Genomic DNA, 23,515 nt, shown 5'->3' on the forward strand with positions numbered 1-23,515 from the left:
ATACATCGAGAGTCTCTCAAGCCAAAGGATACCGACACACGCATGAACATTACCGCGATCTATCCTGGAACCTTCGATCCGATTACGAATGGCCACAACGACCTGGTGCACCGCGCCGCGCGTCTGTTTGATCATGTGATCGTGGCAGTGGCCGCTCATACCAGCAAGACCCCCGCTTTTTCACTGGAAGAGCGCGTAGCGATGGCACGAACCGTGTTGTCCGGCATCGATAATGTTGAAGTCTGTGGGTTTGACTCGCTGCTGGTCAACTATGTCAGAGCGCGTGGCGCGCAAGTCATTTTGCGTGGCCTGCGTGCGGTGTCCGATTTCGAATATGAATTCCAGTTGGCAGGCATGAACCGCAAGCTGGCGCCCGGCATCGAAACCATGTTTCTCATGCCCGCCGAGCAATACAGCTATATCTCCTCTAGTCTGGTGCGGGAAATTGCCCGGCTGGATGGCGATGTCAGCGAATTTGTGCATGAAGATGTCAGGGCTGCGCTGCGCGCGAGAATGCGTTAAAATCCCGGCAAATGTAAGATGCGCGTGGCGTATCCCACAATGAGGTGTTGCTAAAGTTATGGCCCTGCTGATTACCGACGAGTGCATCAACTGCGACGTCTGCGAGCCTGAGTGCCCAAACGGGGCAATCTCCCAAGGGGAAGAGATCTATGTGATCGACCCCAAGCTGTGTACTGAATGCGTCGGCCATTACGACACCCCCCAGTGCGTGGAAGTCTGCCCGGTGGATTGCATCCCCAAGGATCCCGGCCACGTTGAGAGCCGTGATGAGTTGTACGCCAAATATCTCGGGCTGACGAAAAAAGCCGGATAACTACCCATGTTAAGGCGGCACACCATGCTGCAACGCTGGCCTTTTCTCATCGTTATTATCGTCAGTGCTTGGCTGACGCCACTTCAGGCCGCCACGCCACCCGCGGCCGCCATCGCCTCCGCCCACCCACTGGCCACTGGCGCGGGTCATGAAATCCTCGCGCTGGGCGGCAACGCCTTTGATGCTGCCGTCGCCATCACCGCCACACTGGCCGTCGTGGAACCCACCGGCTCCGGCTTGGGCGGTGGCGGCTTCTGGCTGCTGCACCGCGCCAGGGATCGCCGCGAAGTAATGATCGACGGCCGCGAACGCGCCCCACACGCAGCCCACCGCGACATGTATCTGAACAACACAGGCGAAACCATTCCCGGCCTCTCCGTAGACGGCCCCCTCGCCGCAGCCATCCCAGGCGTGCCCGCCGCCATGGCGCATCTGGCGCAAAAATACGGCCGCCTGCCGCTGAGCAAAACGCTTGCGCCCGCCATCCGTCTGGCACGGAACGGCTTTGCCATCAGCGAATCCTACCGGCGCATGGCGCAATTCCGCCTCGGCGCGCTGCGCAAATCGGACGCAGCTGCCCGCACATTCCTCCACGAAAACGATGCGCCACCCGCCGCTCATGTCATTAAGCAACCGGATCTGGCCGCCACCCTGGAGGCCATCGCCAAACACGGCGCAGCGGGCTTTTATGACGGCCCCGTCGCCGAAAAACTGGTCAACGGCGTGCGCGAAGCGGGCGGCATCTGGACGCGGCAAGACCTCGCCAGCTACCGCGTGGTCGAACGCAAGCCCGTCACCGGCAAGTACCGCGGCCTGCGTATTACTTCCGCCGCCCCACCCTCCTCGGGCGGCGTGGCGCTGATTACCATGCTGAATATCCTGGCAGGCTATGATCTGAACCGCCTCGACCCCGTCACCCTCGATCACCTGATCATTGAGGCTATGCGCCGCGCCTACCGTGATCGCGCGATATATCTGGGAGACCCAGACTACGTCACCGTCCCGCTACGGCGCCTCACCCATCCACTCTATGCTGACGGACTGCGTGCCTCGATACGCCCGGACAAAGCCACGCCCAGCAATGCCCTGCCCGGCGAAGCCACCCTTAATGCCGGCAATGACACCACCCACTTCTCGGTACTGGACCGCCACGGCAACCGCGTCGCCGCGACACTCTCCATCAATTTCCCGTTCGGCTCCGCCTTCGTACCCCCCGGCACCGGCGTGCTGCTCAACGACGAGATGGATGACTTTTCCACCAAGCCCGGCGCGCCCAATATGTACGGCCTAGTAGGCGGCGAAGCCAACGCCATCGCCCCCGGCAAGCGTCCCTTGTCGAGCATGTCCCCCACTTTTCTAGAAAATGAACGCGGCGTCGCCATCCTCGGCACCCCCGGCGGGAGCCGCATCATTTCCATGGTGCTACTCGCCACGCTTGACGCAGCAAACGGCAACGAACCCGCCTCATGGGTCAGCCTGAAACGCTTCCACCACCAGTTCCTGCCCGACGTGGTGCAACACGAACCCGGCACCTTCGACACCGATCAAGCCGCCGCGCTGGAAAAATTGGGCCATACTCTCAAGCAACTCGACAGCCCCTATGGCAACATGCAAGCCATATTGTGGGATCGCAAACTCGGCAAAGTGCTGGCGGCAAGCGACCCACGCGGCGGAGGCAAGGCACAAGTGCGTTGACCGCGATGCCACTTGCCTTGCAGGACAATCCGGGTTTCGCTAAACTTTCTCGCTTGCTTGGCGTCAAACTTGGCGGATAGGTGCTAAGCCTCGCACATCCCAAACAAACCGGCATCACAACAACATAACGGGATCCTTACCATAATGCCTTCCAATCAGTCGGACACAGTAATCGGCAAGCCAGAACACCGTTACCTGCTCAAATTTTTGCTCATGTCGGCCGTATTCCTGTTCATCGGAACGGTGCATGGCGTGATCCAGATTCAGCCTCCTGTGCGCGCCTGGCTGGAGTCGGTTGGCACGCCGCATAGCGGCCCGGGCCACATGATAGACCCGCTGGCCCATGCACACATGAACATCGTCGGCGGGGTTATCCTGTTCCTCATGGCAGGCACCTATTACCTGTTTCCCACCATTTCCGGGCAGCCGCTCTATTCGCGCCGCCTGGTTGAACACACCTTCTGGTGGACGAGCATTGGCCAGAGTTGTTTTTACCTGACGCTGGTGACCTTCGGCATCATCGAGGGCAACGTCCTGCTCACCAACCCCGACGCGCTGCCGGAAGTACACCGTTATTACAAGCCGACCATCGGCGTCGCGGCCACCATCATGGGTATCGGTTTCTGGGTCTATTTCACCAACATCTTTCTCACCGCCAGACAGGTTTTCAAGAGCAAACCATGACACTGGAATGCGGTTGCCCGGAAAATTATCCAGACTGGCACGAGCAAGACATTGATCTTGGCGGGCAATGTGTACATGCGCTGCCCGTCCCCATGGTGGCGCACATGCCGCTGTCGTACGACCTCTATATGCACAAACAGCGCGAGGAAATTCAGCAATTGGAAGTAAAGGAACGCTGGCCCGGCTTCGTGATGATGGCCACCGGGGCTTTTCGCGGCAGGCTCATCCGGCTGCTGGAAAACAACGACTCCCCCTCCCGCCGCATCGAATATTTGCCCAGCCCCTTCCAACTCAGGGCACGGCTACACCCCGGTGACGTCGGCACCATTCGCCGGCCCGTGCATGAAATGCAAATCGACCTGCTCGATAAAGGCCGCACTCCCAAAGAGTTATATCTGTGCTATCTCACCTGCACTCGCTGCTACGAACAACGCGGCGGACATAAAACCCTGTTATTGCGCCGCTATGCCGAGAGTCCGACACTGCAAAAACGCATCAAAAGCGGAGGAAAAAATTAACGTGCAGACCTCTTGCCCAAGCACTATCAATTGATGCAAGATAGCAAAGGACTAGCGGCCCCCTTGCGAGCGGGGGTGCCATCTTAAAAAAATCAACTACGGCGTTTATGGGAGAAATTTGATGTCTATGCCTGAGATTCTAACTTACATGGTCGGCACCATGGGCGCCATCGTCACTGTATTGATAGGGCTGCTAACCTATCAGGTTTACAAAACTGATATGTACAGGCCGGATCTTAACGAAAAAAACAAAAAGTAATACAGCCTTCCGCCCTGTGGGTTCCAGCAAAGCCCCCGCAGGGCAACTCTCCGCAGCACAAATTGTTGCGTCGCGGATAGAAATCAGACAACCGCACGATCTACTTCACTTTTAGCGGAAAACGCAGCTCCCTCGTTTTACCTTTCTGCTCAATCCGCACAAATACCGCCTGGGTTGCGGGATCGTCAACCATGAGCGCCCTACGGTAGACCCCCACATGGCCATCCTGAATGGCCTGCCGCCAGACATCGCTTTCGCTCATTCGTACGGACACGATCAGATCAAACGCTGGCCTGCTGGGCTTACGGGTTGCCGTCACCAGAAATTCGTTCATGCCTACGATGGGAATTTCCGGCCTGGGTTCGACGCTGATCTGCACATCATCCGACATTTGTGGCGGAATGACCGGAGCATCCTGATTCGCGCACGCAGCCAGCGCCAAACTTAGCAGGCCCAGCAGTATCATTTTCATGACTGGCCCGCCGCGTATTTTTGCAGATATCCCAAAATTTCCCGTTGCTCCTCATCAGTAAGCGGTGCAGAGCCGCGCATTACCAGATTATGCTGCATCCTGCCCACGATATTTGGCCATTCATTCACTTTGCGGCTGGAGGGCTGCGGCGGCACGTGACATTCCGCGCAGCGCGCTTTAAACATTTTCGCGCCGGTAGACTGAGGATCAGGATACGCACTTAAAGAAGCGGTGCCCGATTGTTTCGACGAACATCCCACTGCCAAAACCAACATCACCCCAAGGAATCCAACTTTTATTGTTCTACTCATTTCCAGCCATCAATCCTGCTTTGGTGTTTTTGAATTTTTCTCTCGCTCCGCCTTTTTGGCGCTACGGATGTGGCGATAATCAACCAGCCAGTAAATAACAGCGATCGCTATTGAGGTATAAACTACCGCCAACGGCAAGCCCCAGTTAAACCAGTCACGCTCATAGCCGGGGCGATCTCCCCAGAAGGGAAAATTCAACCCAATTGCAACCAGCAACAGGGCGAGAAAAATAGCTATAAACCAGTAAGGAATATTGTGCTGGGACTCGGAGATGTTCTCCACCATCTCCCAGTCTTCCAGTCCGCGTTTATTCAGGCGCTCGGCCTCGCTGGCATAGCCGTACTGATTTTCTGGCTGCTCCCCCCATTCCGCCTCTTTCACCGCCGACGGCGGGGCCTTCTTTTCTTTGCTTGCATCGCTCATCTCAACTCCTCCCGGCAAAATGGTGTACACGGAAACTTTCCTGCCAACCATCTGCGGACCGGGCATGCACCACAAATGGATGTATCCCTGATGGCATGGCCTTGCTGATATTCAAAATAATATCCTTACGCTCGGCAGTCGTGAATTCGGCATGTGTGGCTGCCAGGCTGTACATCTCTTTAGGCAGGCCCTCGACGCTTACGTTCACTGCGCCACGCTCATAAATCTTATGCGCAATATTAATCCGGTATTCCTGAACCTGGGCGCTCTGAAGCACATCGGAGCGGTATACGGAGAAGCTATACGGCTGGTAGTTCCACAGCCCCCAGGCCACCATCAAAACACCCAGCGTGAATGCTGGCGCCGCCCAGCCCGCGCGTTGCGCCAGCGAAGCCAGGTTTGAATTGGAAACGGCGCCGCCCGCTACAGCTTTGCGCTCGCCAAATTCGAAATTCAATAGCCCCGAAGCCCCGTGCTTGTTATGGAGCGAATCACAGGCGCTGATGCACTCGCCACAGTTGGTACAGCTATCAAAGACCAGCGTATTGCGGGGATCAATATCGACCGGACAGGTGGTAACACAAAAATTGCATTTGGCGCACTCGTCAGAACGAGATTGATCGTATACCACGTGCAGCGTCTGCCGGGTTTTAAACAAAAACTGCCAGATTCGGTAAACACAGGTGTAACGGCAGATGTAATAGCGCATCACCGCCAGATTGCCCAATGCCAGCAAGACAAAAACCGAATATATCAGGTACAGAGAGCCGATCACGCGCGGATCATTGCGCAGCGTAACGAAGGACCAAACCACATCCGGCGGATAAAAATAAAGCATGGGAACCAGCGCCGCCACCATGGATGCCATCAGCAGCTTCGCACCGAGCATCAGCCAGTTCTTCAGCTTGTTTTTGCCCGACGAAACCCGCGCATTTTCGCGGCCATCCCAATCCACCGTGGCCCGCTTACCCAGGTATTTGAAAGTCAGTTTATTGGCCCACGCAGAAAGGGTATTTTGCGGGCATACCCAGCCACAAAACGCCGTGCCCATGGTCGAGTAAAACATCACCAGAGCGCAGGCCAGCGCCAGCCAGAAACCAAACACAATAAAGAAATCGGAGAACCAGATCTGACGGCCTAGCACCACAAATCCGGAACTGGTATCAATCCGGAATATCCCCAGAATGGGGGCTAAAATCAAAAAGATAATCGTGCCCACCTGCATCGCACGGCGCTTCCACTCCAAACCCTTAACAATCATAGGCTTGGAAAAAGAGGGTTGAACCACAACAGGAATCTTACGCAGGGCTTCGTTGGCGCTCATCAATCGATACCACATTATCCAATAATCGGCTCACCAATGCTGACACATCAACTCATTCGACTCAAGAGATAGACTTATACACTAAGGTTTCGGAGTTAAAAAAACGCATCAAATAACGTTTAAATATTTGATTTAAATAAAAAAGAGGCGTCACAAAGAGTACAATAATGGTTATCTTGTAAACACCCAAAACAACTCAGGAGACCACGATAAATCATGGCACAAAAACGATAGGACTTCCAGAATTCGCTGGTGGACAGTTCAAAATGAACTGTTGCCGGACCTTAATGATGCGATTGGCTCGCTGACACCGAAGCTTGTGAACCGGTGGTGCAAGTAATCGGCCGCAACCAGACGCCAGGCTGCACAGGAAGTTGTAATCGTAATGCGCTGTGGCACGGTGGTGATACTTTTAGCGGCGATGGCATCACAGTTGCCATAAAGAAAATAGACGATGACAACTACACCGTCACGGCGCGCTGCAATGATCAAGCGCTACAGCCCGACATCATGCTCAATCCCTGGACCTCTCCACCGGGCAATACCTGGGAAACAACGGATATCTGGGTCGACAGCCCCGTCAACGGCTACGGTACCTATCGTTATGGCATGTGGTCGGATCTTGCTGGCGGCACTGTCCCGGTGGGGAATGGTGACGACCCTGCGGTCGGACAGGTCAACCGGCTTTATGCCCGTGTTCGGAACGTCGGCACTCAGGCGGCGACCAACGTGGTGGTCAACTGGGAGATTACTGACCCACCCGGACTCGGCATCGCCGGAGCGAGTGGTTGGGCGCCCATTGGCAGCGTCAGCTCGGCACAGTTTCCTGCGCTCGCCTCCATTCCAGCCGGGGGCACCGTCGACGTCTATGTGGAATGGACGCCAAACTTCGCGTTGACCCCTGCGCAAATCGCAGCGGGCACTTTTGCCTTCCATACCTGTGTGCGGGTGAAGATGCCCGCCGTGGCAGGAGAGCTGGTGCTAGGCAACCAGGATGGTGATCGCGAACAAGAGAACATATCTTACTTCCAGGCACCGTCAACTGGCCCGGGTGTGCCGAAGTTCAAGGATGTCATTCGTTTGCACAACGATGATTTTGTGCAGAAAAAAACCTTCTATCTTACCTATAAGACAGACGTCCCGGATGACTGGAAGGTGGACTTGAATGGCGGCAAGAAAACCATCGAGCTGGCACCTGCCCAGGTTGTCGACCTGCCTATCATTATTCGGTCCGGCGCTACGCCTCAGCCAGTCGGCAAGCGCTTCTTCACCGACGTGTCCGCATCGTACTTAAATATGCTGGTGAATAACATGAATCCGAAGGATGTTCATCCCGAGTACAAACCCCTCGGTGGTGTGCAGGTGGATTCGCGTGTGCTTAATCGCACGCGGTTACGGTGCACCGGTGACAAGAATAGCAACGGGTTGATTACCTTCGCAGGCACGCTGGAGGGTATTGGTGATTATTATCCCACTGGCCAGGGACTGTTTGTTCAGGTGATTGGAATCGATGGCAAGCGGCAGATTCTTCCGGTTAGCATCACGGTATTTGTAGGACGTGATGGCAGATTCAGCGGCGAACTCCGCGACCCGAAGTTGCAGGCCCAGCAATTCAGCTGTCTGTTTGCAGGGACGGACGTATGCGTCCAGCCGCTCCACCTGTACAGCTCAGTCTGATGCCTGTACAGACCGCAACGGCAACAACTCATCAATGCGGCTGTTAGGCCAGGTCGGCAGTTTCTCCAGCGTATCCTTCAGCCAGGCAGCCGGCTCGATGCCGTTGAGTTTCGCCGTGGCGAACAGGCTCTGGATGGCGGCGGCGCGGCGGCCCGCGCGTTCACTGCCGGTGAACAGCCAATTCTTTTTACCAAGCGCAATAGGACGGATAGCATTTTCCACCGGGTTGTTATCGATGGGGTAACAGCCATCCCCGAGGTAGCGCTTGATTGCATCCCAGCGTTTGAGGCTGTAGTCGATGGCCTTGGCGGTGCCGCTACCCGTGGCGGTGGTGAGCCGTGTGCGCTGGAGCCAGGCATGGAATTCGTCCAGCTTCGGCTTGGCGTGTTGCTGGCGTAATGCATGACGATCTTCGATGCCCAGGGTCTTGCCCTGATCTTCGATGGCGTAGAGTCCGGCAATGCGCTTCAATGCCTCGGCCGCAATCGGGCTCTGATGGGCGGCATGCAGATCGTAGAATTTCCGCCGCGCATGGGCCAGGCACGCCAGTTCCACCACGGCGTGGGCGAACAGGCCTTTGTAGCCGGCATAATCATCGACCATAAGGGCACCCTTCCAGTCTTGCAGGAAGTTCCTGGCATGTTTGCCGCGCCGGTCGGTCTGGTAGTCGAAGAGGACGAGGGGGTCTCCCTGTTCGAGATCGCAACTTCGGTAGGCCCAGAGGAAGGCGCGTAGCGTTTTTCCCCGTCCGGGGTCGAGTTGCTGCACCGGGGTCTCGTCGGCGTGCAAGACGGTGCGCTGGCGGAGTCTCTCGGCCAGCCGGTCGGCCAGCGGCTGGAGTGCCACGCCAATGCGACCTACCCATTCGGCCAAGGTGGAGCGTGACAGGGTAACCCCACTGCGGGCCGCGATCTGCTCCAGCCGGTAGAGAGGCAGGTGATCCATGAATTTGCTGACCATCACCCAGGTGAGCAAGCCCGGCGCCGCCATGCCGCCGTCGATGACCGCCGGCGGAATCGGCGCCGCACTGACGGTCTCACAAGCACGGCAAGCATACTGCGGACGAATGTGGCGATGCACGAAGAAGCGGGCGGGCTCGACATCCAGTTGCTCGCTGATGTCTTCGCCGATCTTGACCAGATCCTTGCCGCACTGGCCGCAGGTGCACGATTCCGGCTCATGCCGGTGCTCGATGCGCGGGAGATGATCCGGCAACGGCTGGCGACCGGCGCGTTCGCGCTTGGGTTGCCGGGTAGATGCCAGCTGTTCCACTTCGGCTTCCAGCGCGCTGGTGTCGGTATTCCAGCTTTCCTCGAACAGCTCGCGCTGCTCCAAGGAGAACTGTTCGCTCTTGCTGGCAAAGCGAATGCGCTTGTAGTAGGCGAGATCGAAGGTCAGGGCTTGGATTTTGAGCGCATCTTTTTGGGTTCTTTCGAGCAGCTTGCCTATCCATTCCGCCAAGGCGGGATCGGGCTTGAATTGGGCGAGTTCGGCGGCTAAATCCATGCCTGTATTTTACCACTGGCATGCTCCGCAAGCCAGTAACGGCAAGGGTTTTAGGCTGTTTATTCACTAAAATAACGCGCTCACACTTGCCACTGTGACGGCGGTGGCGCCGAGAGTCTTTGCCAGTCGACACCGGCGGTCAGCCAGTCCCATTGTGCTGGCGTGAGGGCGAAGGTGGTGGCGTCCGATGTCGGCCAGATAAAGTGACCACGATGCAGGCGACGCTGGCAGAGCCAGACGCCGGTGCCATCCCAGATCAGGAGCTTGAGGCGGTTCTGGCGTCGGTTGCGGAAGGCGTAGGCCGTGCCGTCGCAAGGGGACCGGCCGAGCGTGTTTTGTACCCGCTGGGAGAGGCCATCGATGCCGGCACGCATATCGATCGGTTCGACCACCAGCCAGACTTGTGCGGGCGTGGGGATCATGGCAGTTGCCGCAACAGGTCGGCCAGCCATGGAGCCCCGTCCGCCGGCAACTCGATTCTCCAGCCGCCCGGACTGTGGAGCCGTACGACGTTCCCCGTTACCGGTGCACCCACGCTGACCGGCACCAAGGTGAGGGATGACTTTGCCGATGCAACGGCTTCCCTCTCCTTGCGCCGCCAGCGATAAAACGCCTTCTCACCCAACCCTTGGTTCGCACAGTATTCACTCTGCGTCAGATCACTTCGACGCCAGGCTTCAAGATGCTCTCGCCAGAATTCCTGCCCATGCCTCTTCGCCATCTGGAGTCCCTCCGAAAAAGCAGCAAGAGTGCACGGGCTTCGCGGAAAACTACAGGTGGGACGGCTGGCCGCTTACGGACGGACAAACTGATGACTGCATCGAGTGGGTTCACGCCGTTCGGTGCGCAGGCGGACAGCGACTCCGACGGGGTGCCTGACTATGCCGATAATTGCTTAAAGATTCCTAACCCGGACCAGCTCGACAGCGACGGTGACGGATATGGCAACATCTGCGATGGCGACCTGAACAATGACAACATGACCAACTCGCTCGATCTGGGGCTGTTTAAGCGGGCCTTCGGGCCGACCTCAACTGCCAATGATGACCTTAAGGATGCCGCTGATTTCAATGGCGACCGCAGGGTAAATTCCCTCGACCTGGGTACGTTCAAGAAGTTGTTCGGTCTACCGCCGGGTCCGTCGGGGTTGAATTGACCCGCAATGTTCTCTCACTGAGAACCACACCTTAACCGGAGAAACCGGCCGATCATATGATCGGCCGGTTAATGCATGAAAATCCATAAGCCCAAGGGTCAGGCCATTTCTTTAATGCTTGACGAGCAATTTTGATAAGGAGCGCGGATCTTTGTTTTACGGCGGCGAGATGAATTGTTAGGGAATGGAAAAGATGGGTATCTTATTTTGATATGACCCTCTGATATCGATGGGTTGATACTTTTGGGATACCGTAGGCGCTTTCAAGTCCAGTTACTCGACAAGCTCAAAACAAATCGCGCCAAGTGATGTTCTGGCAGCCAGTCGTTCATCGAGGGCGGGGACAGATAGTTCATGTCACGTTTGATTGGCTTGAAGCGGCTCATGAAATTATATTCAACTTATTGATTATAAAGTGTAATAACACAACATTTTCCATTGTAATTTGTTGGTTTTTTTGAGATTTTATTAATCGAAGAAGCCAGGCAGGCTGTTAGGCCTGCGGCCGCAGGCCTAACTAAACGACAATTGAGGTAGGTTTTACCCGCGATCCCTCAAAAACTGTAGCGCACTTCGGTATAAACCCGGTCTCTTGTGTTGAACTGTCCGAACAGGCTGGTTGGAGGCCCTTCAAAAAAATCGGCACCCGTTGCAAGCCGCCAGTTGCCATCCAGTTTCCAGGTGAGTTTGAGCTGGGCTGACCAGTCGCCGCGGTTCAGGCTCCTGACCAGCAGCATTTTGGGTTCGAGCTTGGGGTGTAGAGCCTGGCTACTGAGAAGCAGCGATATTCCGCTCTCGGTTTTGCCGGGCACAATGCCTGCGTCGTGGTTGGGAAACCAGCGCTGAAAGAGCTGCATGTTGAAGCGGGTTTCCTGCGGGAAGCTCCACTCCAACCCGACGATGTAATCCAGCATATCCTGCTTGACCAGACCATCCGCATCAGCCGCGTTGGTCGTATTGAACAGCTTGTCCTTGGTATAAATCGCTTCGGCCTTAAGCACCATCGGCCCCAGATCCTTGCCAAGTGTAGCGCCTATCTGGTGGATGCGCTTGTGGATGGGCTGGTAGGTGATGGTGGGGGTGGTCAGCAGCGCAATCTGGCGCGAAAATGCCGCCGATGGGTCGTTGGCGGTATAATAAAAACTCGAGACATCCCAGCCGCCCTTAATGTAGGACAAGCGTGTACCGTAAGCCATATCATCCAGGCTAGTGGGCTTTTTTTCTGGGGCAATGACCGTTTGAAAACCGGGGATGGCGGGCGGATTGAACGGGTAGAACTCGGCTCCGGGCTTGCCGATGTTGTCGTAAGTCATGTAGGGAATCCATACCCCTTCGGCGTGAAAATCACCCTGAAAATACTCAGTCCGTGCTGCCCATTGCGGGATGCGGATAATGTCGAAGTCCGGCAGCACAAGCTGGCGCATATCCTTGGCCGACACCACGTCGGCAAAAAACAACCCGACCATTTCGCCCCAAATGATATGCTGTCGGCCCAAACGGAAATCCCAGCCGCCAGCAGAAAAATCTGCATAGGCCTCACGGATCATGGCCTCGAAACGCTGGTCTTTGCGCACCGCTTGGGGGTAGTAGTCAGTGAGGTCGTAGATCGGGTCATAATTGACGCGCCCTCCCAACTTCCACGCCACCCCGCCTGCCGTGTTGCCCTGAGTAGCAAGGTCGAGCATGTTGTTGAATCTGGACCAGTGATTGTTGTCGACATAGGCATAAGCCAGATCATTTTGATAAAAACCGGTCAGGCGCGACTCAGAAGGTGACGGTGACGGTGACGGTGACGGCTTCGGTTTCACCGTCGATGAAAGAAACCGTTCTCTCCCTCTAATACTGGGCAATGTCAGCGGCGCACGTTCTCCGGCCTCGGGAAGAGACAACGGCTTGCGGTCTTCCCGAGGAAGGGACAGCGACCTGCGGCCCTCTTCGGGAAGGGGCAGCGGCTTGCGGTCTTCCCCGGGAAGAGACAGTGACCTGCGACCTGCTTCGGGAAGAGGCAGCGGCTTGCGGTCTTCCCCAGCAATGGCAGACAGTGGTAACCCCCCGTTGCCGCACAAAAATAGTGCGGCGGCGCTCATTAAGAAGAGGCGGGCTTTACCCCAGCGAAAACTCGTGTGTAGGTAGTTCATTGTCAACGCGCGCGCTTGAGACTGTCTCTTGTTAAGGTATTTTTTATAGCCTTTGATAGTCGGCGCTTTCAGCAAACTGTCCTTGCGGCCATAATAATCGATTTTCCATGGGTGACACGTGGCCTTGTCCATCCATACCACTTGGCGCTTGTAACCGGAATATTTGTTGGCCAGATAGCGCTCCCGCTCAAAGCAGGGCTGGCCTTCACAGGTTTCATCGCGCAAATATTTGTAATTATATTTCCACAAAGTTCCGAGCACCCGTGACAGCCGACCTAGCCGTCTGTTGGACGGGGGAATGCTCTTCCACGGAGTTCTCCCTATACGATTATCTGGCCATCAGCCAGTTTAATCACCCGGTCGGCCATATCCATGACTCGCGCATCGTGTGTGGAGAAAATAAAGGTCGTGCCTTCTTTCTGGTTGAGATCTTTCATCAGCCTAAGAATGCCTTCGCCGGTATTGTGATCAAGGTTAGCGGTCGGTTCGTCTGCCAGGACAATGCTTGGACGAGTGGCGAGGGCGCGCGCGATAGCCACTCGCTGGCGCTGACCGCCGCTCAGCTCATTGGGGCGGTGATGCGCATAGCGCTCCAGGCCAACAACATTCAGATAATGCTGCACGCGTTCCTGCCGCGTTTTCTTGTCTACATCACGCTGTTGCAACAAGGGATATTCGACATTTTCCCAAGCCGATAATACCGGCAGCAGATTGAAGGTCTGGAAAACAAAGCCCAGAGTGTTTAGTCGCAGGTCGGCCAGCTCATCGGGAGTCTTGCCGCTGATGTCCTGCCCTTCGATCAGGATGCGCCCCGAGGTCGGAGTGTCAATACAGCCGATCAGATTGAGCAGAGTCGATTTGCCGCTCCCCGACGGCCCTGCCAGCGCCATGAATTCACCTTTATTGATCATGAGTGAAACGTTGAACAATGCCGTAACGGTTTGTTTTCCGAGGGCATATTCTTTGCCGACTGCTCGAGCCTCGACTATCGCCTCCGCAGATTCATTCTTCATCGGCAACAAACTCCAGCTGAAAACATTGCATGGTGAGCTTGTCACCACTTTTCATTTGGGCACTTTGGGTTTTCTCTCCGTTCAGCAAGACATCATTCCTGCGCATCAAATCTTCCAGAAAATAGAGGCCGTCGACCAAAGTAATGCGGGCATGCTCGCGCCAACCCCCTGATCTGGCAGTTGTACTCGCGCTCCGGGTCACGGTCAATATTAAGGCCAACCGTGTATGCACATAACCCATTTAAGTTCATTATATTGTATCCGATAACCTTGTAATATCCGATAATCTTGATTTATTCGTTTTGGGCCGACAGGACACCACTTATGGCTATGACTCCATCTTATCCACGATCTGCAAGCAGCGTTTTTCGGGTTAATTGTCATGACGATAGCGCTGCCCCAGATCATACACGTCGCAATCACATTAAGCGCTATCGGCTGATGCCTTTCTGGACAATCTTCGCTGTCGTGTTGTTGTCGGCATTTAGGCCGGCACTGGCTACCGACAACACAGGTAGCGATCTTTCTGCGCGTGAAATGCTGATGCGTGCAGACCGTATCCGCTTCCCTGACGAGGGCTTCCAGGTTGACATAACCATCACGACAACCGAACCCGGCTCCTCTGAAGACGTGCGTGCTTACCGAATACTCTCCAAAGGCAACACCCAAACCCTGGTGCAGACGACGGCGCCAGCAGTTGACCGCGGTCAGATTCTGCTGATGCGGGATCGCGACCTGTGGGCTTTCATGCCCAACCTGTCACAGCCAATTCGTTTGCCGCTCTCGCAGAAACTGACCGGCCAAGTTGCTAATGGCGATTTGGCTCGCGCCAATTTCGTGGGTGATTACGAACCTAAACTCCTGCGGACAGAGAAAATAGACGGTGTGTCCTATCACGTTTTACAACTGGATGCCGTCGATAGCGGCGTCACTTATCGTCAGGTGATCTACTGGGTGAATGCAAAAAACAGCCAGCCCTATAAAGCCGAATTCTACGCGCTGTCAGGCCGCTTGCTGAAAACCGGCCACTACCAGGAGTTTCGTACAATGGGCGGGGAAACCCGCCCGACCCGGCTGGTAATAGAAGATACCCTGCGTCCCGGCCGCCGTTCGGTACTTGAATACCGCGACATGGTCATGCGCGATCTGCCGGACAAGATGTTCGCCAAGGATTACCTGAAGAAGCTCAGTGACTGAAGCGGCATTTCAAATATTGTGGCGCAGCGCGTCCACCACTGGCAGGCGTGAGGCGCGGCGAGCCGGCAGCACGGCAGCCATAACCGCCGCCAGCGCCCCAGTCAGGGTCGCCACCACAAGCACCCACGGCACCAATAGAATTGAAGCGGTGTAGCCGGCGTTCGAGCCGGGCGGCGGCGGCATGGGAATGCCAATGCCCGATATTATGCCCGCAAGCGCGACTCCTATGACCACGCCGAGCAGGCTGCCGAGCAAGCCCAGCAGGGCGTTTTCGAGCAGTACGAGCTTGAAGATTTGGCGCCGGCGCAGCCCCAGTGCGAGCAAGGTCCCGAACTCGCCGGTGCGTTCATAGATCACCATATTGATGGTGCTGGCCACGCTCAAAACCAGCATGACAAGAATGATGGCCTGCAGCGCCCCGAACTGGCGCCGGTACAGTGCCTCGGTCTTTTGATAAAAATCGGCCAGCTCATGCCAGGGCTTCACGGCATAGCCGAGCGGCTCCAGCTTGGATTTGATGATTGCTGTCACAGCGTCGGTGGCGGCGGTGTCGTCCAACAACACGACAGCGCTATGTACCGACCGGGTAAACAGCAATTCCTGGGCGGATGACAACGAAATACGTACGGCTCGATCATCGTACTCCTTGGAGAAAGTGCGGAATACACCGACGACTTCATACTCAAGTGTGTTCAGCGCACCTTCCTGCGTATTCACCATCAAGGTCACGAAGCTGCCGGGGCGCAGGTGCAGGGCGGCGGCAACACCTTCCCCGATCACCGCACCGAATGCATCCCCGTCCCGCAACGGGCGGCCGGCCACTATAATTGTGGCGGTTCCCAGTCGCGCTTCCTTGCCCGGCTCAATGCCTTCGCCGATGATGGGTAAATCGGCACGGCCATTGTTGGCCAGCCCGGAAAAATTAACGCGGGTCATTACGGCCTGCACATGCGGAATAGACTGCACTATGTCCAGCACGTCCTTCGGCTGCTCGATCATGTAACGCGACGGCTCGCGCCGACCGTATTCGATGTAACCGCTCCGTAAAATCTGCACATGCCCGACACGCGAGTGGATTGTCGCCTCGCGCAACTGCACAAACACATCTTCGACAAAACCGCCGCTGATGATGATAGCGATCACCCCGGTGATGATTGCCGCCAGCGTCAGCGCGGTGCGCAGACGCTGGCGGAAAATGTTGCGGAAGGCGAGTTTGAACATATGGCTTTCGCAGTTTTCAGATGTTGTGACGCAACGCGTTGATGATTTGCAGGCGCGAGGCTTTCCATGCCGGATACAAACCCGCCAGCGCGGTGGTGATGAACGCGATCAGAAACGCATTCATCACCACGCTCAATGTGACCCGAATTTTGCCTGTATAACCCTCTGTCATTCCGGGGGGCGGCGGCATGGGGATACCGATCGCGGAGATCAATTCTGCCAGCCCATACCCGACGGCTAGCCCCAGCGATGCACCGACCAGCCCGAGCAAAAGCCCCTCAATGGCAAACAGGCGAAGAATTTTTTTGCGTTTGAAACCGATGGCCAGCAGCGTGCCGATCTCGCCGGTACGCTCGAGCACATTCATCACCAGCATATTGGAAATGCTGAGCACGATAATGCAGCCAATAATCAGTCGCAGCACGTTCATCTGCTGCGAAAACAGCGCAACCGTCTTGTTGTAGAAATCTGCCTGCTGGTACCAGGGCACGAACTCCAGCTTATTCGCCGATGTGGGGAAGCGGGCGCGGAACTGTTCCAGAAAATGATCCGTTTGCTCGGTTTCCTCCAGCAGCACCAGCCAGGCGTGGGCACCGTCAACGCGCAGCAGTGACTGCGCCAAGCCGAGGGGCAGACGCAGGGCGGCATCGTCGTAGGCTTGATTGGCGGTGGTAAATATCCCGGCGACTTTCGCCTCGACGGCGTTGATGCCCCCCCCCGAAGTGGTTGCCAGAAGTGCTATGGTGGCACCCTGGCTCACACCGAGATTGCGCGCCAAGCCATGCCCCAGTATTACCTCCCCGGCAGCCAGACTGGAAAGATCGTGACCATCCATGATGCGAAACGCCTTACTCAGCTGCGCCTCCTTACGCGGATCGACGCCATCCGCCACAAACGATACTGTCGTCTCACCGTGGCTAATGAGTCCGGTTACCGCCAGTCGCGGCGCCACCACCTTGATGCCGGGCGTAGACTCGATCGCGCTGCGCTGCGGCAAGCGCTCCGGTAATATGTAAGCGTAAGGATTGGCAGCGCCCGCGTTGAGGTATCCCGGGCGCATGACCTGAATGTGGCCCAATTGGGACTGGATGGTGCCTTCGCGCATGGCCCAGAAAATCCACTGGCTGAAACCGTCGGCGAGCACCAGCGCGATAACACCGGCGGCCACCGTAAACAAGGCCACCATCGCCCGCCGCCGATTGCGTGCAAGGTTGCGCGCGGCGATCAGTAGGTTAGTCATGGCATTTCAAATGCGGCGGGATTTTCAACTGGGCACAATCCATCAATTGCCGGAATAGCGTCATTATGAGAGCCGTAGCGAGCCGGTAGGACTCATTAGCCGAAGGCGTAAACCGGATGCATCCATCTCCCATTCGGCCAATGCGCTTCGCTTGTTGACGCCCTACACTAAACGCTGCTTCGCTCCTCACATTGACAGTCGGGTTATATTTGCGATGCCCCACATCGGTAAGATCCCCCGCGTGTTCATTGCATGAGCCATGATACGATATAACTCTGTTATGGCGCTACTTTCCTGGGCGTGAGTGTAATGAGTACCTCTATAAAATCGTGATCCCGTCATTCCCGCGAAGGCGGGAATCCAGATGTTGCTGATTTACTGAATTTTTTAACCGCTGGATTCCCGCCTTCGCGGGAATGACGAATTATTAGAGGTGCCCAATTATTAAAGATTCCCTAATGCAAACCCGAAACAAGCCGGTCATCCTTCTGGTTGCCGAAGCAGTCACGCTGGCCCATTTCGCGCGGATTGCAACACTGGCGAAGGCGCTCGACCCGTCTGCGTATGAAATCGTTGTTGCCTCCGATCCCCGCTACGCCGACCTGGAAAAGCCTTTTGGCGGTGCGTTTCATCCCATTCGATCCATCCCCTCCGCCGAATTCGCGCATGCCCTCGCCCAGGGCAAGCCGCTGTACGATGTTGAGACGCTCACCCGCTATGTCGAAGACGATCTCGCACTGATTAACCACGTCAAGCCTGACCTCATTGTCGGCGACTTCCGCTTGTCGCTGGCGGTCAGCGCGCCCCTTGCGGGGATTCCCTATGCCGCCGTGGTCAATGCCTACTGGAGTCCCTATGCCGACATCGCCTATCCTGTGCCCGATTTGCCTATGACCCGTATTCTGGGCGTCCGTCTGGCGCAAAAGCTGTTCAATGCGGTAAGACCCATCGCCTTCGCCCTGCACGCCCGCCCGCTCAATCAGCTGCGCCGGCGCTACGAGCTACCTACTCTGGGGCATGATTTGAGAACCGCCTATACCTGGGGCGATTACACCCTCTATGCCGATGTGCCCGAATTGGTGCCCACGCGGCCGTTGCCCGCCAACCACCGCCACCTTGGCCCGCCGCTCTGGTCCGCCTGCGCGCCCCTGCCGGACTGGTGGGGCCGCCTGCCGACAGACAAACCCGTGGTATTGCTGACCTTGGGCAGCTCGGGCCGGGCCGACTTGTTGCCGATGGCCTTATCCGCCTTGTCTGAACTGCAGATCACCGTGATAGCCGCCACCGCAGGCAAAATTGACCTGCCAGACGTACCCGCCAATGCCTTCGTGGCCGACTACCTGCCGCTGGATATCGCGGCTCGGCGCGCAAGCCTGGTCATCTGCAATGGCGGTAGCCTGACCACCTACCAGGCCCTGGCCTCTGGGGCGCCCATCCTCGGAATTTGCTCTAATATGGATCAACTGTTGAACATGAGCGCCATCGAACGCCTGGGTGCAGGCCTATCCCTGCGGGCAGCACGTGTCCGCCCCGCCCAACTGAAAGAAGCCGTCCGTGTCCTGCTTGAAACCCCCGCCTACGCCCAGGCGGCCGGGCAGGCGGGCGAGCGGTTCAGGCAAGTGGATGCCGGGCAACGCTTTCGGGCATTCGTTTCGGAAATTTTGGGTTAGCCCCAATACTGTTCACTTAAAGAAAAAACCGTTCGCCCTGAGCTTGTCGAAGGGCGAAAAACTAGCCATTCATGGTTCGACAGGCTCACCACGAACGGCTTAAGTGAACAGCATTGGGGTTAACCAGGCTCAAACAGGAGGAAAGTCATGCGTAAAATTACCCCACCACAAATCACGCTGTTTTTTTTGCTATTCGGCAGCATTCTAGTGTTTGGCATCGCCACCGCCTACGGACTGCTGGGCGCATTGCCGCTGGGCGATTTTCGCGGCGTCAGCGTGGTGGGGGGCGCAGTCGTGTTCATTTACCTCTACGCCTTTGCCGTGTACCGGCTGTTTCTGCGCCTCATGCCGCTCAAAGAGGGTGAACTGGCCGAGGGTACGCGGGAGGAATTCGCAGCCCAGGTCAACAGCCTATTCTACCTGATGATTTTCAACAGCCTGATTCGCACCCACTTCCTGCCGGCGCCGCTGATGCGGCTGGTGTATCAGGCGCTGGGGTCGCGCATGGGCGAAAACACTTACAGTGTTGGCGCTATCCTCGACCCGCCGCTCACCGAGTTCGGAGCCAACTGCATCATCGGCCATGATGCCGTGCTGTTTTGTCACGCCATCGAGGGCCGGCACTTCGCGCTTTCCCGCATCCGGGTCGGTGACAATGTCACCATCGGCGCCACCGCCGTCATCATGCCCGGCGTCAGCATCGGCGATGGCGCCATTGTCTCGGCGGGCGCCGTGGTACTCAAAGACACCCAGATCGGCCCGAATGAAGTCTGGGGCGGCGTGCCGGCAAAGCGCCTCAGATAGCATGCAACGCGCCGCGTCGGAAAACTTTACACTCGATTATCGATACCCCAAACCCTCGCGGGCAAACGCCTGAACCCGGCTTTACAGGACACCCCCGGCTCTAAGAGTCGCGTATTTACTCGCTTTCCCCGCCATTGCGAGCGTAGCGCGGCAATCCAAACTTTATAAGCGCCGAACCAACAAACCACGTTTTCCATTGCCCCTCCAAATAACTGTCGGAAAATTTTACAGCCTTAAGTTTGGCTCATGGTAAAAACAAAATAACTATTTAACATATTGTTTATGCTGATAATTATATGAAAATATCACCAATCAGCAAGCCACATTTCCCTTCTTCACCCACCAAAACCATCCCAATAATTGTCGAAGAATTTTACAATTTTGAGCTTGGCACATGGCCAAAAACCATTCATGATTCTTAACTTATTGTTTGTATTATAAAATATATAAATGGCACATGTATTGCTTATCATTAGGTACGAAGATCGATAGGTAACTTTAAGATCGGGTAACCAGTCTTTAGCGCTGGAAAGTAATTTAATTAATCCGCAAGGGGATGAGCATGAATATCAAACAATCGGTTCTAGCGGCAGCCGTAACGGCCGCACTAGCGATGGGAGTAGCTGGTCAAGCTACGGCGAGCGTGTATGCTGGCTCCAGTCTGAACTTGCAGGGCCTTTCAGTCGTAATCACTGATGGTGGCTTACCTGCCCCACAACCCGTTACCAGCTTCCAGTTCACGGCCACCAATACCGCGACTCTCAATGGCGTGAGCGCCATCGTCGGAACCGGCGGCAATGGTTTGCTTAGCGGCAACTGCGGAGGAACCATCTCCAGCAATAACTGCGGCACCGCACCAGTTCTTGACCCCGGCGCGGCGAATGTTGGCGCACCTATCCGTGGCAACAATGATTTTTCCCTGTGGGGTGTGAGTGCTAACCAGTATTCCAATTCGGATTCCGTGATTTATCAGGCGGAACTTACCAATTTTCTCCCTACTCATATCCAGCAAATTGCTGAATCCGAACTCCAGGGCAATGGTTCCGCAAACTCAAACGCTGAAATTACGTCAAATACTGGCTTCACCATGACGTTTACTCTTGCTGGGTCGGGTGGCTTGAAACTTGATTTTGAGGCCGATCCCTACCTGAGAACGGTAATCAATGATCTACTCTTCAATAATGGCAATGCGCAGGCCAATATCAATGCTAGCTTCAGTCTGACCAGCCTCAGTGGCGATTCGGTCACATGGTCACCGCAGGGGACAGCAGCAAACGACTGCTCGGTTGACGCAGGGCTGGCGGGTGTCACGTGTACAGAGGATGCAGTAGGTGGTGACACTCAGGACTTGAATCGTAATTTGAGTGTTTCCGCCAATCCTAATGACGTAGCTCATAGTCTGGGCGCTGGCTTTACTGATTTTGGCATAAACATTCTTGGCTTGAGCAGTGGCACATATACGCTGGCCTTTAACGCTTTGACGTCAAATTCTATCCGCCGTGTTCCTGAGCCTGGCATGTTGGCGCTCTTGGGCATCGGCCTGCTTGGCATGGTAGCCGCAGGTCGCCGGAAGCTGCGTGGGTAAGATCCTATCGTCTGATTGTTAGACTGGGAAATGCAAAGGGCGTGGCGCGAGTCGCGCCCTTTTCTTTTTGGGAGTAGGGTGGATTAGATGTGAGACCGCAGCCCATTAAGGGTAAGCGTCCAGCCGCTCCACCTGTACAGCTCAGTCTGATGCCTGTACAGACCGCAATGGCAGCAGCTCATCAATGCGGCTGTTAGGCCAGGTCGGCAGTTTCTCCAGCGTATCCTTCAGCCAGGCCGCCGGCTCGATGCCGTTGAGTTTCGCCGTTGCGAACAGGCTCTGGATGGCGGCGGCGCGGCGGCCCGCGCGTTCACTGCCGGTGAACAGCCAATTCTTTTTACCAAGCGCAATAGGACGGATAGCATTTTCCACCGGGTTGTTATCGATGGGGTAACGGCCATCCCCGAGGTAGCGCTTGATTGCATCCCAGCGTTTGAGGCTGTAGTCGATGGCCTTGGCGGTGCCGCTACCCGTGGCGGTGGTGAGCCGTGTGCGCTGGAGCCAGGCATGGAATTCGTCCAGCTTCGGCTTGGCGTGTTGCTGGCGTAATGCATGACGATCTTCGATGCCCAGGGTCTTGCCCTGATCTTCGATGGCGTAGAGTCCGGCAATGCGCTTCAATGCCTCGGCCGCAATCGGGCTCTGATGGGCGGCATGCAGATCGTAGAATTTCCGCCGCGCATGGGCCAGGCACGCCAGTTCCACCACGGCGTGGGCGAACAGGCCTTTGTAGCCGGCATAATCATCGACCATAAGGGCACCCTTCCAGCCTTGCAGGAAGTTCCTGGCATGTTTGCCGCGCCGGTCGGCCTGGTAGTCGAAGAGGACGAGGGGGTCTCCCTGTTCGAGATCGCAACTTCGGTAGGCCCAGAGGAAGGCGCGTAGCGTTTTTCCCCGTCCGGGGTCGAGTTGCTGCACCGGGGTCTCGTCGGCGTGCAAGACGGTGCGCTGGCGGAGTATCTCAGCCAGCCGGTCGGCCAGCGGCTGGAGTGCCACGCCAATGCGACCTACCCATTCGGCCAAGGTGGAGCGTGACAGGGTAACCCCACTGCGGGCCGCGATCTGCTCCAGCCGGTAGAGAGGCAGGTGATCCATGAATTTGCTGACCATCACCCAGGTGAGCAAGCCCGGCGCCGCCATGCCGCCGTCGATGACCGCCGGCGGAATCGGCGCCGCACTGACGGTCTCACAAGCACGGCAAGCATACTGCGGACGAATGTGGCGATGCACGAAGAAGCGGGCGGGCTCGACATCCAGTTGCTCGCTGATGTCTTCGCCGATCTTGGCCAGATCCTTGCCGCACTGGCCGCAGGTGCAACCCTCAGGTTCATGCCGGTGCTCGATACGCGGGAGATGATTCGGCAACGGCTGGCGACCGGCGCGTTCGCGCTTGGGTTGCTGGGTAGATGCCAGCTGTTCCACTTCGGCTTCCAGCGCACTGGTGTCGGTATTCCAGCTTTCCTCGAACAACTCGCGCTGCTCCAAGGAGAATTGTTCGCTCTTGTTGGCAAAGCGAATGCGCTTGTAGTAGGCGAGTTCGAAGGTCAGGGCCTGGATTTTGAGGTCGGCGTGTTTGAGCTGCTGGTCGCGCAGTGACAGTTGATCGCTTAACTGTTGTACTTTGTTACTCTTTTCGTCGAGCTGCTGCATCGCCAGCACAGCCCAGTTTTTGAGAGCGACAGGAGCGTCTTGCAGGGCTGCTTCGGCAACGTTTTTCATGACAAAATTATACCATGAAACACCGCAGAAAGCCGCATAAATACAGGTTTTTATTCACCATTTTTCAT

The 23,515-nt window shown here is 56.4% G+C and carries 25 protein-coding genes; 12 read left to right on the forward strand and 13 right to left on the reverse strand.

The window, feature by feature from the left end; translation table 11 throughout:
* The first annotated feature begins 42 nt into the window (after nucleotides 1-42).
* The 6 genes from coaD (at nucleotide 43) to M3A44_02090 (ending at nucleotide 3,991) form a co-directional block, all read left to right on the forward strand.
* Nucleotides 43-522, forward strand: coding sequence for a pantetheine-phosphate adenylyltransferase (coaD, locus tag M3A44_02065; protein MEQ6340448.1), 480 nt, complete (start codon nucleotides 43-45; stop codon nucleotides 520-522).
* A gap of 58 nt (nucleotides 523-580) precedes the next feature.
* Entirely contained in the window at nucleotides 581-835 is a 255-nt protein-coding gene (locus M3A44_02070; GenBank protein MEQ6340449.1) for a YfhL family 4Fe-4S dicluster ferredoxin, read from the forward strand.
* A 24-nt stretch (nucleotides 836-859) separates the two neighbouring features.
* Nucleotides 860-2,530 carry a gamma-glutamyltransferase gene (ggt, locus tag M3A44_02075; GenBank protein ID MEQ6340450.1) on the forward strand — a complete coding sequence of 557 codons (1,671 nt, stop codon included), beginning with the start codon at nucleotides 860-862 and terminating at the stop codon, nucleotides 2,528-2,530.
* Nucleotides 2,531-2,674: 144 nt separating this feature from the next.
* Nucleotides 2,675-3,214 carry a cbb3-type cytochrome c oxidase subunit I gene (locus M3A44_02080; protein ID MEQ6340451.1) on the forward strand — a complete coding sequence of 180 codons (540 nt, stop codon included), beginning with the start codon at nucleotides 2,675-2,677 and terminating at the stop codon, nucleotides 3,212-3,214.
* Nucleotides 3,211-3,732, forward strand: a complete 522-nt coding sequence (locus M3A44_02085) for a hypothetical protein (GenBank protein MEQ6340452.1) — start codon at nucleotides 3,211-3,213, stop codon at nucleotides 3,730-3,732. Before M3A44_02080 ends, M3A44_02085 begins: the two co-directional genes overlap by 4 nt.
* Before the next feature lie 121 nt (nucleotides 3,733-3,853).
* A complete protein-coding gene (locus M3A44_02090) occupies nucleotides 3,854-3,991 on the forward strand; it encodes a hypothetical protein (GenBank protein ID MEQ6340453.1) in 138 nt (45 codons plus the stop codon).
* A gap of 100 nt (nucleotides 3,992-4,091) precedes the next feature.
* On the opposite strand, the gene M3A44_02095 is transcribed toward M3A44_02090, so the two are convergent.
* Genes M3A44_02095 through M3A44_02110 form a run of 4 tightly spaced genes read right to left on the reverse strand, consistent with a single transcriptional unit; the run spans nucleotide 4,092 to nucleotide 6,521 of the window.
* Entirely contained in the window at nucleotides 4,092-4,463 is a 372-nt protein-coding gene (locus M3A44_02095; GenBank protein MEQ6340454.1) for a hypothetical protein, read from the reverse strand.
* A complete protein-coding gene (locus M3A44_02100; GenBank protein ID MEQ6340455.1) occupies nucleotides 4,460-4,738 on the reverse strand; it encodes a hypothetical protein in 279 nt (92 codons plus the stop codon). The genes M3A44_02095 and M3A44_02100 overlap by 4 nt, the downstream gene beginning before the upstream one ends.
* 45 nt (nucleotides 4,739-4,783) lie before the next feature.
* Nucleotides 4,784-5,197, reverse strand: a complete 414-nt coding sequence (locus tag M3A44_02105) for a hypothetical protein (protein MEQ6340456.1) — start codon at nucleotides 5,195-5,197, stop codon at nucleotides 4,784-4,786.
* A gap of 1 nt (nucleotide 5,198) precedes the next feature.
* The gene (locus M3A44_02110) at nucleotides 5,199-6,521 is read right to left on the reverse strand and encodes a 4Fe-4S binding protein (protein MEQ6340457.1); all 1,323 of its coding nucleotides are present in this window, start codon (nucleotides 6,519-6,521) and stop codon (nucleotides 5,199-5,201) included.
* A 330-nt stretch (nucleotides 6,522-6,851) separates the two neighbouring features.
* Between M3A44_02110 and M3A44_02115 the strand changes: the two genes are divergently transcribed.
* Complete coding sequence (locus M3A44_02115) at nucleotides 6,852-8,198, forward strand: hypothetical protein (GenBank protein ID MEQ6340458.1); 1,347 nt, start codon at nucleotides 6,852-6,854, stop codon at nucleotides 8,196-8,198.
* Here the strand turns inward: M3A44_02115 and M3A44_02120 are convergent.
* From M3A44_02120 to M3A44_02130, 3 genes are all read right to left on the reverse strand, one after another.
* Nucleotides 8,190-9,704, reverse strand: a complete 1,515-nt coding sequence (locus M3A44_02120; protein MEQ6340459.1) for an IS66 family transposase — start codon at nucleotides 9,702-9,704, stop codon at nucleotides 8,190-8,192. The genes M3A44_02115 and M3A44_02120 overlap by 9 nt on opposite strands.
* An 80-nt stretch (nucleotides 9,705-9,784) precedes the next feature.
* Nucleotides 9,785-10,156: an IS66 family insertion sequence element accessory protein TnpB gene (gene tnpB / locus M3A44_02125; protein ID MEQ6340460.1), complete on the reverse strand. Its 372-nt coding sequence runs from the start codon at nucleotides 10,154-10,156 to the stop codon at nucleotides 9,785-9,787.
* Nucleotides 10,123-10,425, reverse strand: a complete 303-nt coding sequence (locus M3A44_02130) for an IS66 family insertion sequence element accessory protein TnpB (protein ID MEQ6340461.1) — start codon at nucleotides 10,423-10,425, stop codon at nucleotides 10,123-10,125. Before M3A44_02130 ends, tnpB begins: the two co-directional genes overlap by 34 nt.
* Nucleotides 10,426-10,515: 90 nt before the next feature.
* On the opposite strand from M3A44_02130, the gene M3A44_02135 reads away from it, so the two are divergent.
* Nucleotides 10,516-10,860, forward strand: coding sequence for a dockerin type I domain-containing protein (locus M3A44_02135; GenBank protein ID MEQ6340462.1), 345 nt, complete (start codon nucleotides 10,516-10,518; stop codon nucleotides 10,858-10,860).
* 554 nt (nucleotides 10,861-11,414) lie between these two features.
* Here the strand turns inward: M3A44_02135 and M3A44_02140 are convergent.
* The 3 genes from M3A44_02140 to M3A44_02150 all read right to left on the reverse strand — a co-directional run bounded on the left by M3A44_02140 (nucleotide 11,415) and on the right by M3A44_02150 (nucleotide 14,213).
* Nucleotides 11,415-13,247: an outer membrane lipoprotein-sorting protein gene (locus M3A44_02140; protein MEQ6340463.1), complete on the reverse strand. Its 1,833-nt coding sequence runs from the start codon at nucleotides 13,245-13,247 to the stop codon at nucleotides 11,415-11,417.
* A gap of 71 nt (nucleotides 13,248-13,318) precedes the next feature.
* Nucleotides 13,319-14,011, reverse strand: a complete 693-nt coding sequence (locus M3A44_02145; GenBank protein MEQ6340464.1) for an ABC transporter ATP-binding protein — start codon at nucleotides 14,009-14,011, stop codon at nucleotides 13,319-13,321.
* Complete coding sequence (locus M3A44_02150) at nucleotides 14,001-14,213, reverse strand: FHA domain-containing protein (protein ID MEQ6340465.1); 213 nt, start codon at nucleotides 14,211-14,213, stop codon at nucleotides 14,001-14,003. The genes M3A44_02145 and M3A44_02150 overlap by 11 nt, the downstream gene beginning before the upstream one ends.
* A 239-nt stretch (nucleotides 14,214-14,452) precedes the next feature.
* On the opposite strand from M3A44_02150, the gene M3A44_02155 reads away from it, so the two are divergent.
* Nucleotides 14,453-15,208 (forward strand): outer membrane lipoprotein-sorting protein, encoded by a 756-nt coding sequence (locus M3A44_02155; GenBank protein MEQ6340466.1) that lies wholly within the window; start codon nucleotides 14,453-14,455, stop codon nucleotides 15,206-15,208.
* A gap of 9 nt (nucleotides 15,209-15,217) precedes the next feature.
* Here M3A44_02155 and M3A44_02160 read toward each other — a convergent pair whose 3' ends face one another.
* Together M3A44_02160 and M3A44_02165 are read right to left on the reverse strand one after the other, a co-directional pair.
* Nucleotides 15,218-16,429 (reverse strand): ABC transporter permease, encoded by a 1,212-nt coding sequence (locus M3A44_02160; GenBank protein MEQ6340467.1) that lies wholly within the window; start codon nucleotides 16,427-16,429, stop codon nucleotides 15,218-15,220.
* A gap of 16 nt (nucleotides 16,430-16,445) precedes the next feature.
* Entirely contained in the window at nucleotides 16,446-17,669 is a 1,224-nt protein-coding gene (locus tag M3A44_02165) for an FtsX-like permease family protein (protein MEQ6340468.1), read from the reverse strand.
* A 458-nt stretch (nucleotides 17,670-18,127) separates the two neighbouring features.
* Here M3A44_02165 and M3A44_02170 point away from each other — a divergent pair, with 458 nt between their 5' ends.
* The 3 genes from M3A44_02170 to M3A44_02180 all read left to right on the forward strand — a co-directional run bounded on the left by M3A44_02170 (nucleotide 18,128) and on the right by M3A44_02180 (nucleotide 21,728).
* Nucleotides 18,128-19,339: a glycosyltransferase gene (locus M3A44_02170; GenBank protein MEQ6340469.1), complete on the forward strand. Its 1,212-nt coding sequence runs from the start codon at nucleotides 18,128-18,130 to the stop codon at nucleotides 19,337-19,339.
* Nucleotides 19,340-19,486: 147 nt separating this feature from the next.
* A complete protein-coding gene (locus M3A44_02175; GenBank protein MEQ6340470.1) occupies nucleotides 19,487-20,143 on the forward strand; it encodes an acyltransferase in 657 nt (218 codons plus the stop codon).
* A gap of 562 nt (nucleotides 20,144-20,705) precedes the next feature.
* Nucleotides 20,706-21,728, forward strand: a complete 1,023-nt coding sequence (locus M3A44_02180; protein ID MEQ6340471.1) for a PEP-CTERM sorting domain-containing protein — start codon at nucleotides 20,706-20,708, stop codon at nucleotides 21,726-21,728.
* A gap of 141 nt (nucleotides 21,729-21,869) precedes the next feature.
* On the opposite strand, the gene M3A44_02185 is transcribed toward M3A44_02180, so the two are convergent.
* Nucleotides 21,870-23,378 carry an IS66 family transposase gene (locus M3A44_02185; GenBank protein ID MEQ6340472.1) on the reverse strand — a complete coding sequence of 503 codons (1,509 nt, stop codon included), beginning with the start codon at nucleotides 23,376-23,378 and terminating at the stop codon, nucleotides 21,870-21,872.
* Between the last annotated feature and the right edge of the window lie 137 nt (nucleotides 23,379-23,515).

The organism is Gammaproteobacteria bacterium (genome assembly GCA_040183005.1).
Taxonomy (GTDB): Bacteria; Pseudomonadota; Gammaproteobacteria.

Bases quoted from the DNA above. Each gene is read 5' to 3' on its own strand.
- coaD (MEQ6340448.1), top strand. From the start codon at position 43: ATGAACATTACCGCGATCTATCCTGGAACCTTCGATCCGATTACGAAT.
- M3A44_02070 (MEQ6340449.1), top strand. From the start codon at position 581: ATGGCCCTGCTGATTACCGACGAGTGCATCAACTGCGACGTCTGCGAG.
- ggt (MEQ6340450.1), top strand. From the start codon at position 860: ATGCTGCAACGCTGGCCTTTTCTCATCGTTATTATCGTCAGTGCTTGG.
- M3A44_02080 (MEQ6340451.1), top strand. From the start codon at position 2,675: ATGCCTTCCAATCAGTCGGACACAGTAATCGGCAAGCCAGAACACCGT.
- M3A44_02085 (MEQ6340452.1), top strand. From the start codon at position 3,211: ATGACACTGGAATGCGGTTGCCCGGAAAATTATCCAGACTGGCACGAG.
- M3A44_02090 (MEQ6340453.1), top strand. From the start codon at position 3,854: ATGTCTATGCCTGAGATTCTAACTTACATGGTCGGCACCATGGGCGCC.
- M3A44_02095 (MEQ6340454.1), bottom strand. From the start codon at position 4,463: ATGAAAATGATACTGCTGGGCCTGCTAAGTTTGGCGCTGGCTGCGTGC.
- M3A44_02100 (MEQ6340455.1), bottom strand. From the start codon at position 4,738: ATGTTGGTTTTGGCAGTGGGATGTTCGTCGAAACAATCGGGCACCGCT.
- M3A44_02105 (MEQ6340456.1), bottom strand. From the start codon at position 5,197: ATGAGCGATGCAAGCAAAGAAAAGAAGGCCCCGCCGTCGGCGGTGAAA.
- M3A44_02110 (MEQ6340457.1), bottom strand. From the start codon at position 6,521: ATGAGCGCCAACGAAGCCCTGCGTAAGATTCCTGTTGTGGTTCAACCC.
- M3A44_02120 (MEQ6340459.1), bottom strand. From the start codon at position 9,704: ATGGATTTAGCCGCCGAACTCGCCCAATTCAAGCCCGATCCCGCCTTG.
- tnpB (MEQ6340460.1), bottom strand. From the start codon at position 10,156: ATGGCTGGCCGACCTGTTGCGGCAACTGCCATGATCCCCACGCCCGCA.
- M3A44_02130 (MEQ6340461.1), bottom strand. From the start codon at position 10,425: ATGGCGAAGAGGCATGGGCAGGAATTCTGGCGAGAGCATCTTGAAGCC.
- M3A44_02135 (MEQ6340462.1), top strand. From the start codon at position 10,516: ATGACTGCATCGAGTGGGTTCACGCCGTTCGGTGCGCAGGCGGACAGC.
- M3A44_02145 (MEQ6340464.1), bottom strand. From the start codon at position 14,011: ATGAAGAATGAATCTGCGGAGGCGATAGTCGAGGCTCGAGCAGTCGGC.
- M3A44_02155 (MEQ6340466.1), top strand. From the start codon at position 14,453: ATGCCTTTCTGGACAATCTTCGCTGTCGTGTTGTTGTCGGCATTTAGG.
- M3A44_02160 (MEQ6340467.1), bottom strand. From the start codon at position 16,429: ATGTTCAAACTCGCCTTCCGCAACATTTTCCGCCAGCGTCTGCGCACC.
- M3A44_02165 (MEQ6340468.1), bottom strand. From the start codon at position 17,669: ATGACTAACCTACTGATCGCCGCGCGCAACCTTGCACGCAATCGGCGG.
- M3A44_02170 (MEQ6340469.1), top strand. From the start codon at position 18,128: ATGCAAACCCGAAACAAGCCGGTCATCCTTCTGGTTGCCGAAGCAGTC.
- M3A44_02175 (MEQ6340470.1), top strand. From the start codon at position 19,487: ATGCGTAAAATTACCCCACCACAAATCACGCTGTTTTTTTTGCTATTC.
- M3A44_02180 (MEQ6340471.1), top strand. From the start codon at position 20,706: ATGAATATCAAACAATCGGTTCTAGCGGCAGCCGTAACGGCCGCACTA.
- M3A44_02185 (MEQ6340472.1), bottom strand. From the start codon at position 23,378: ATGCAGCAGCTCGACGAAAAGAGTAACAAAGTACAACAGTTAAGCGAT.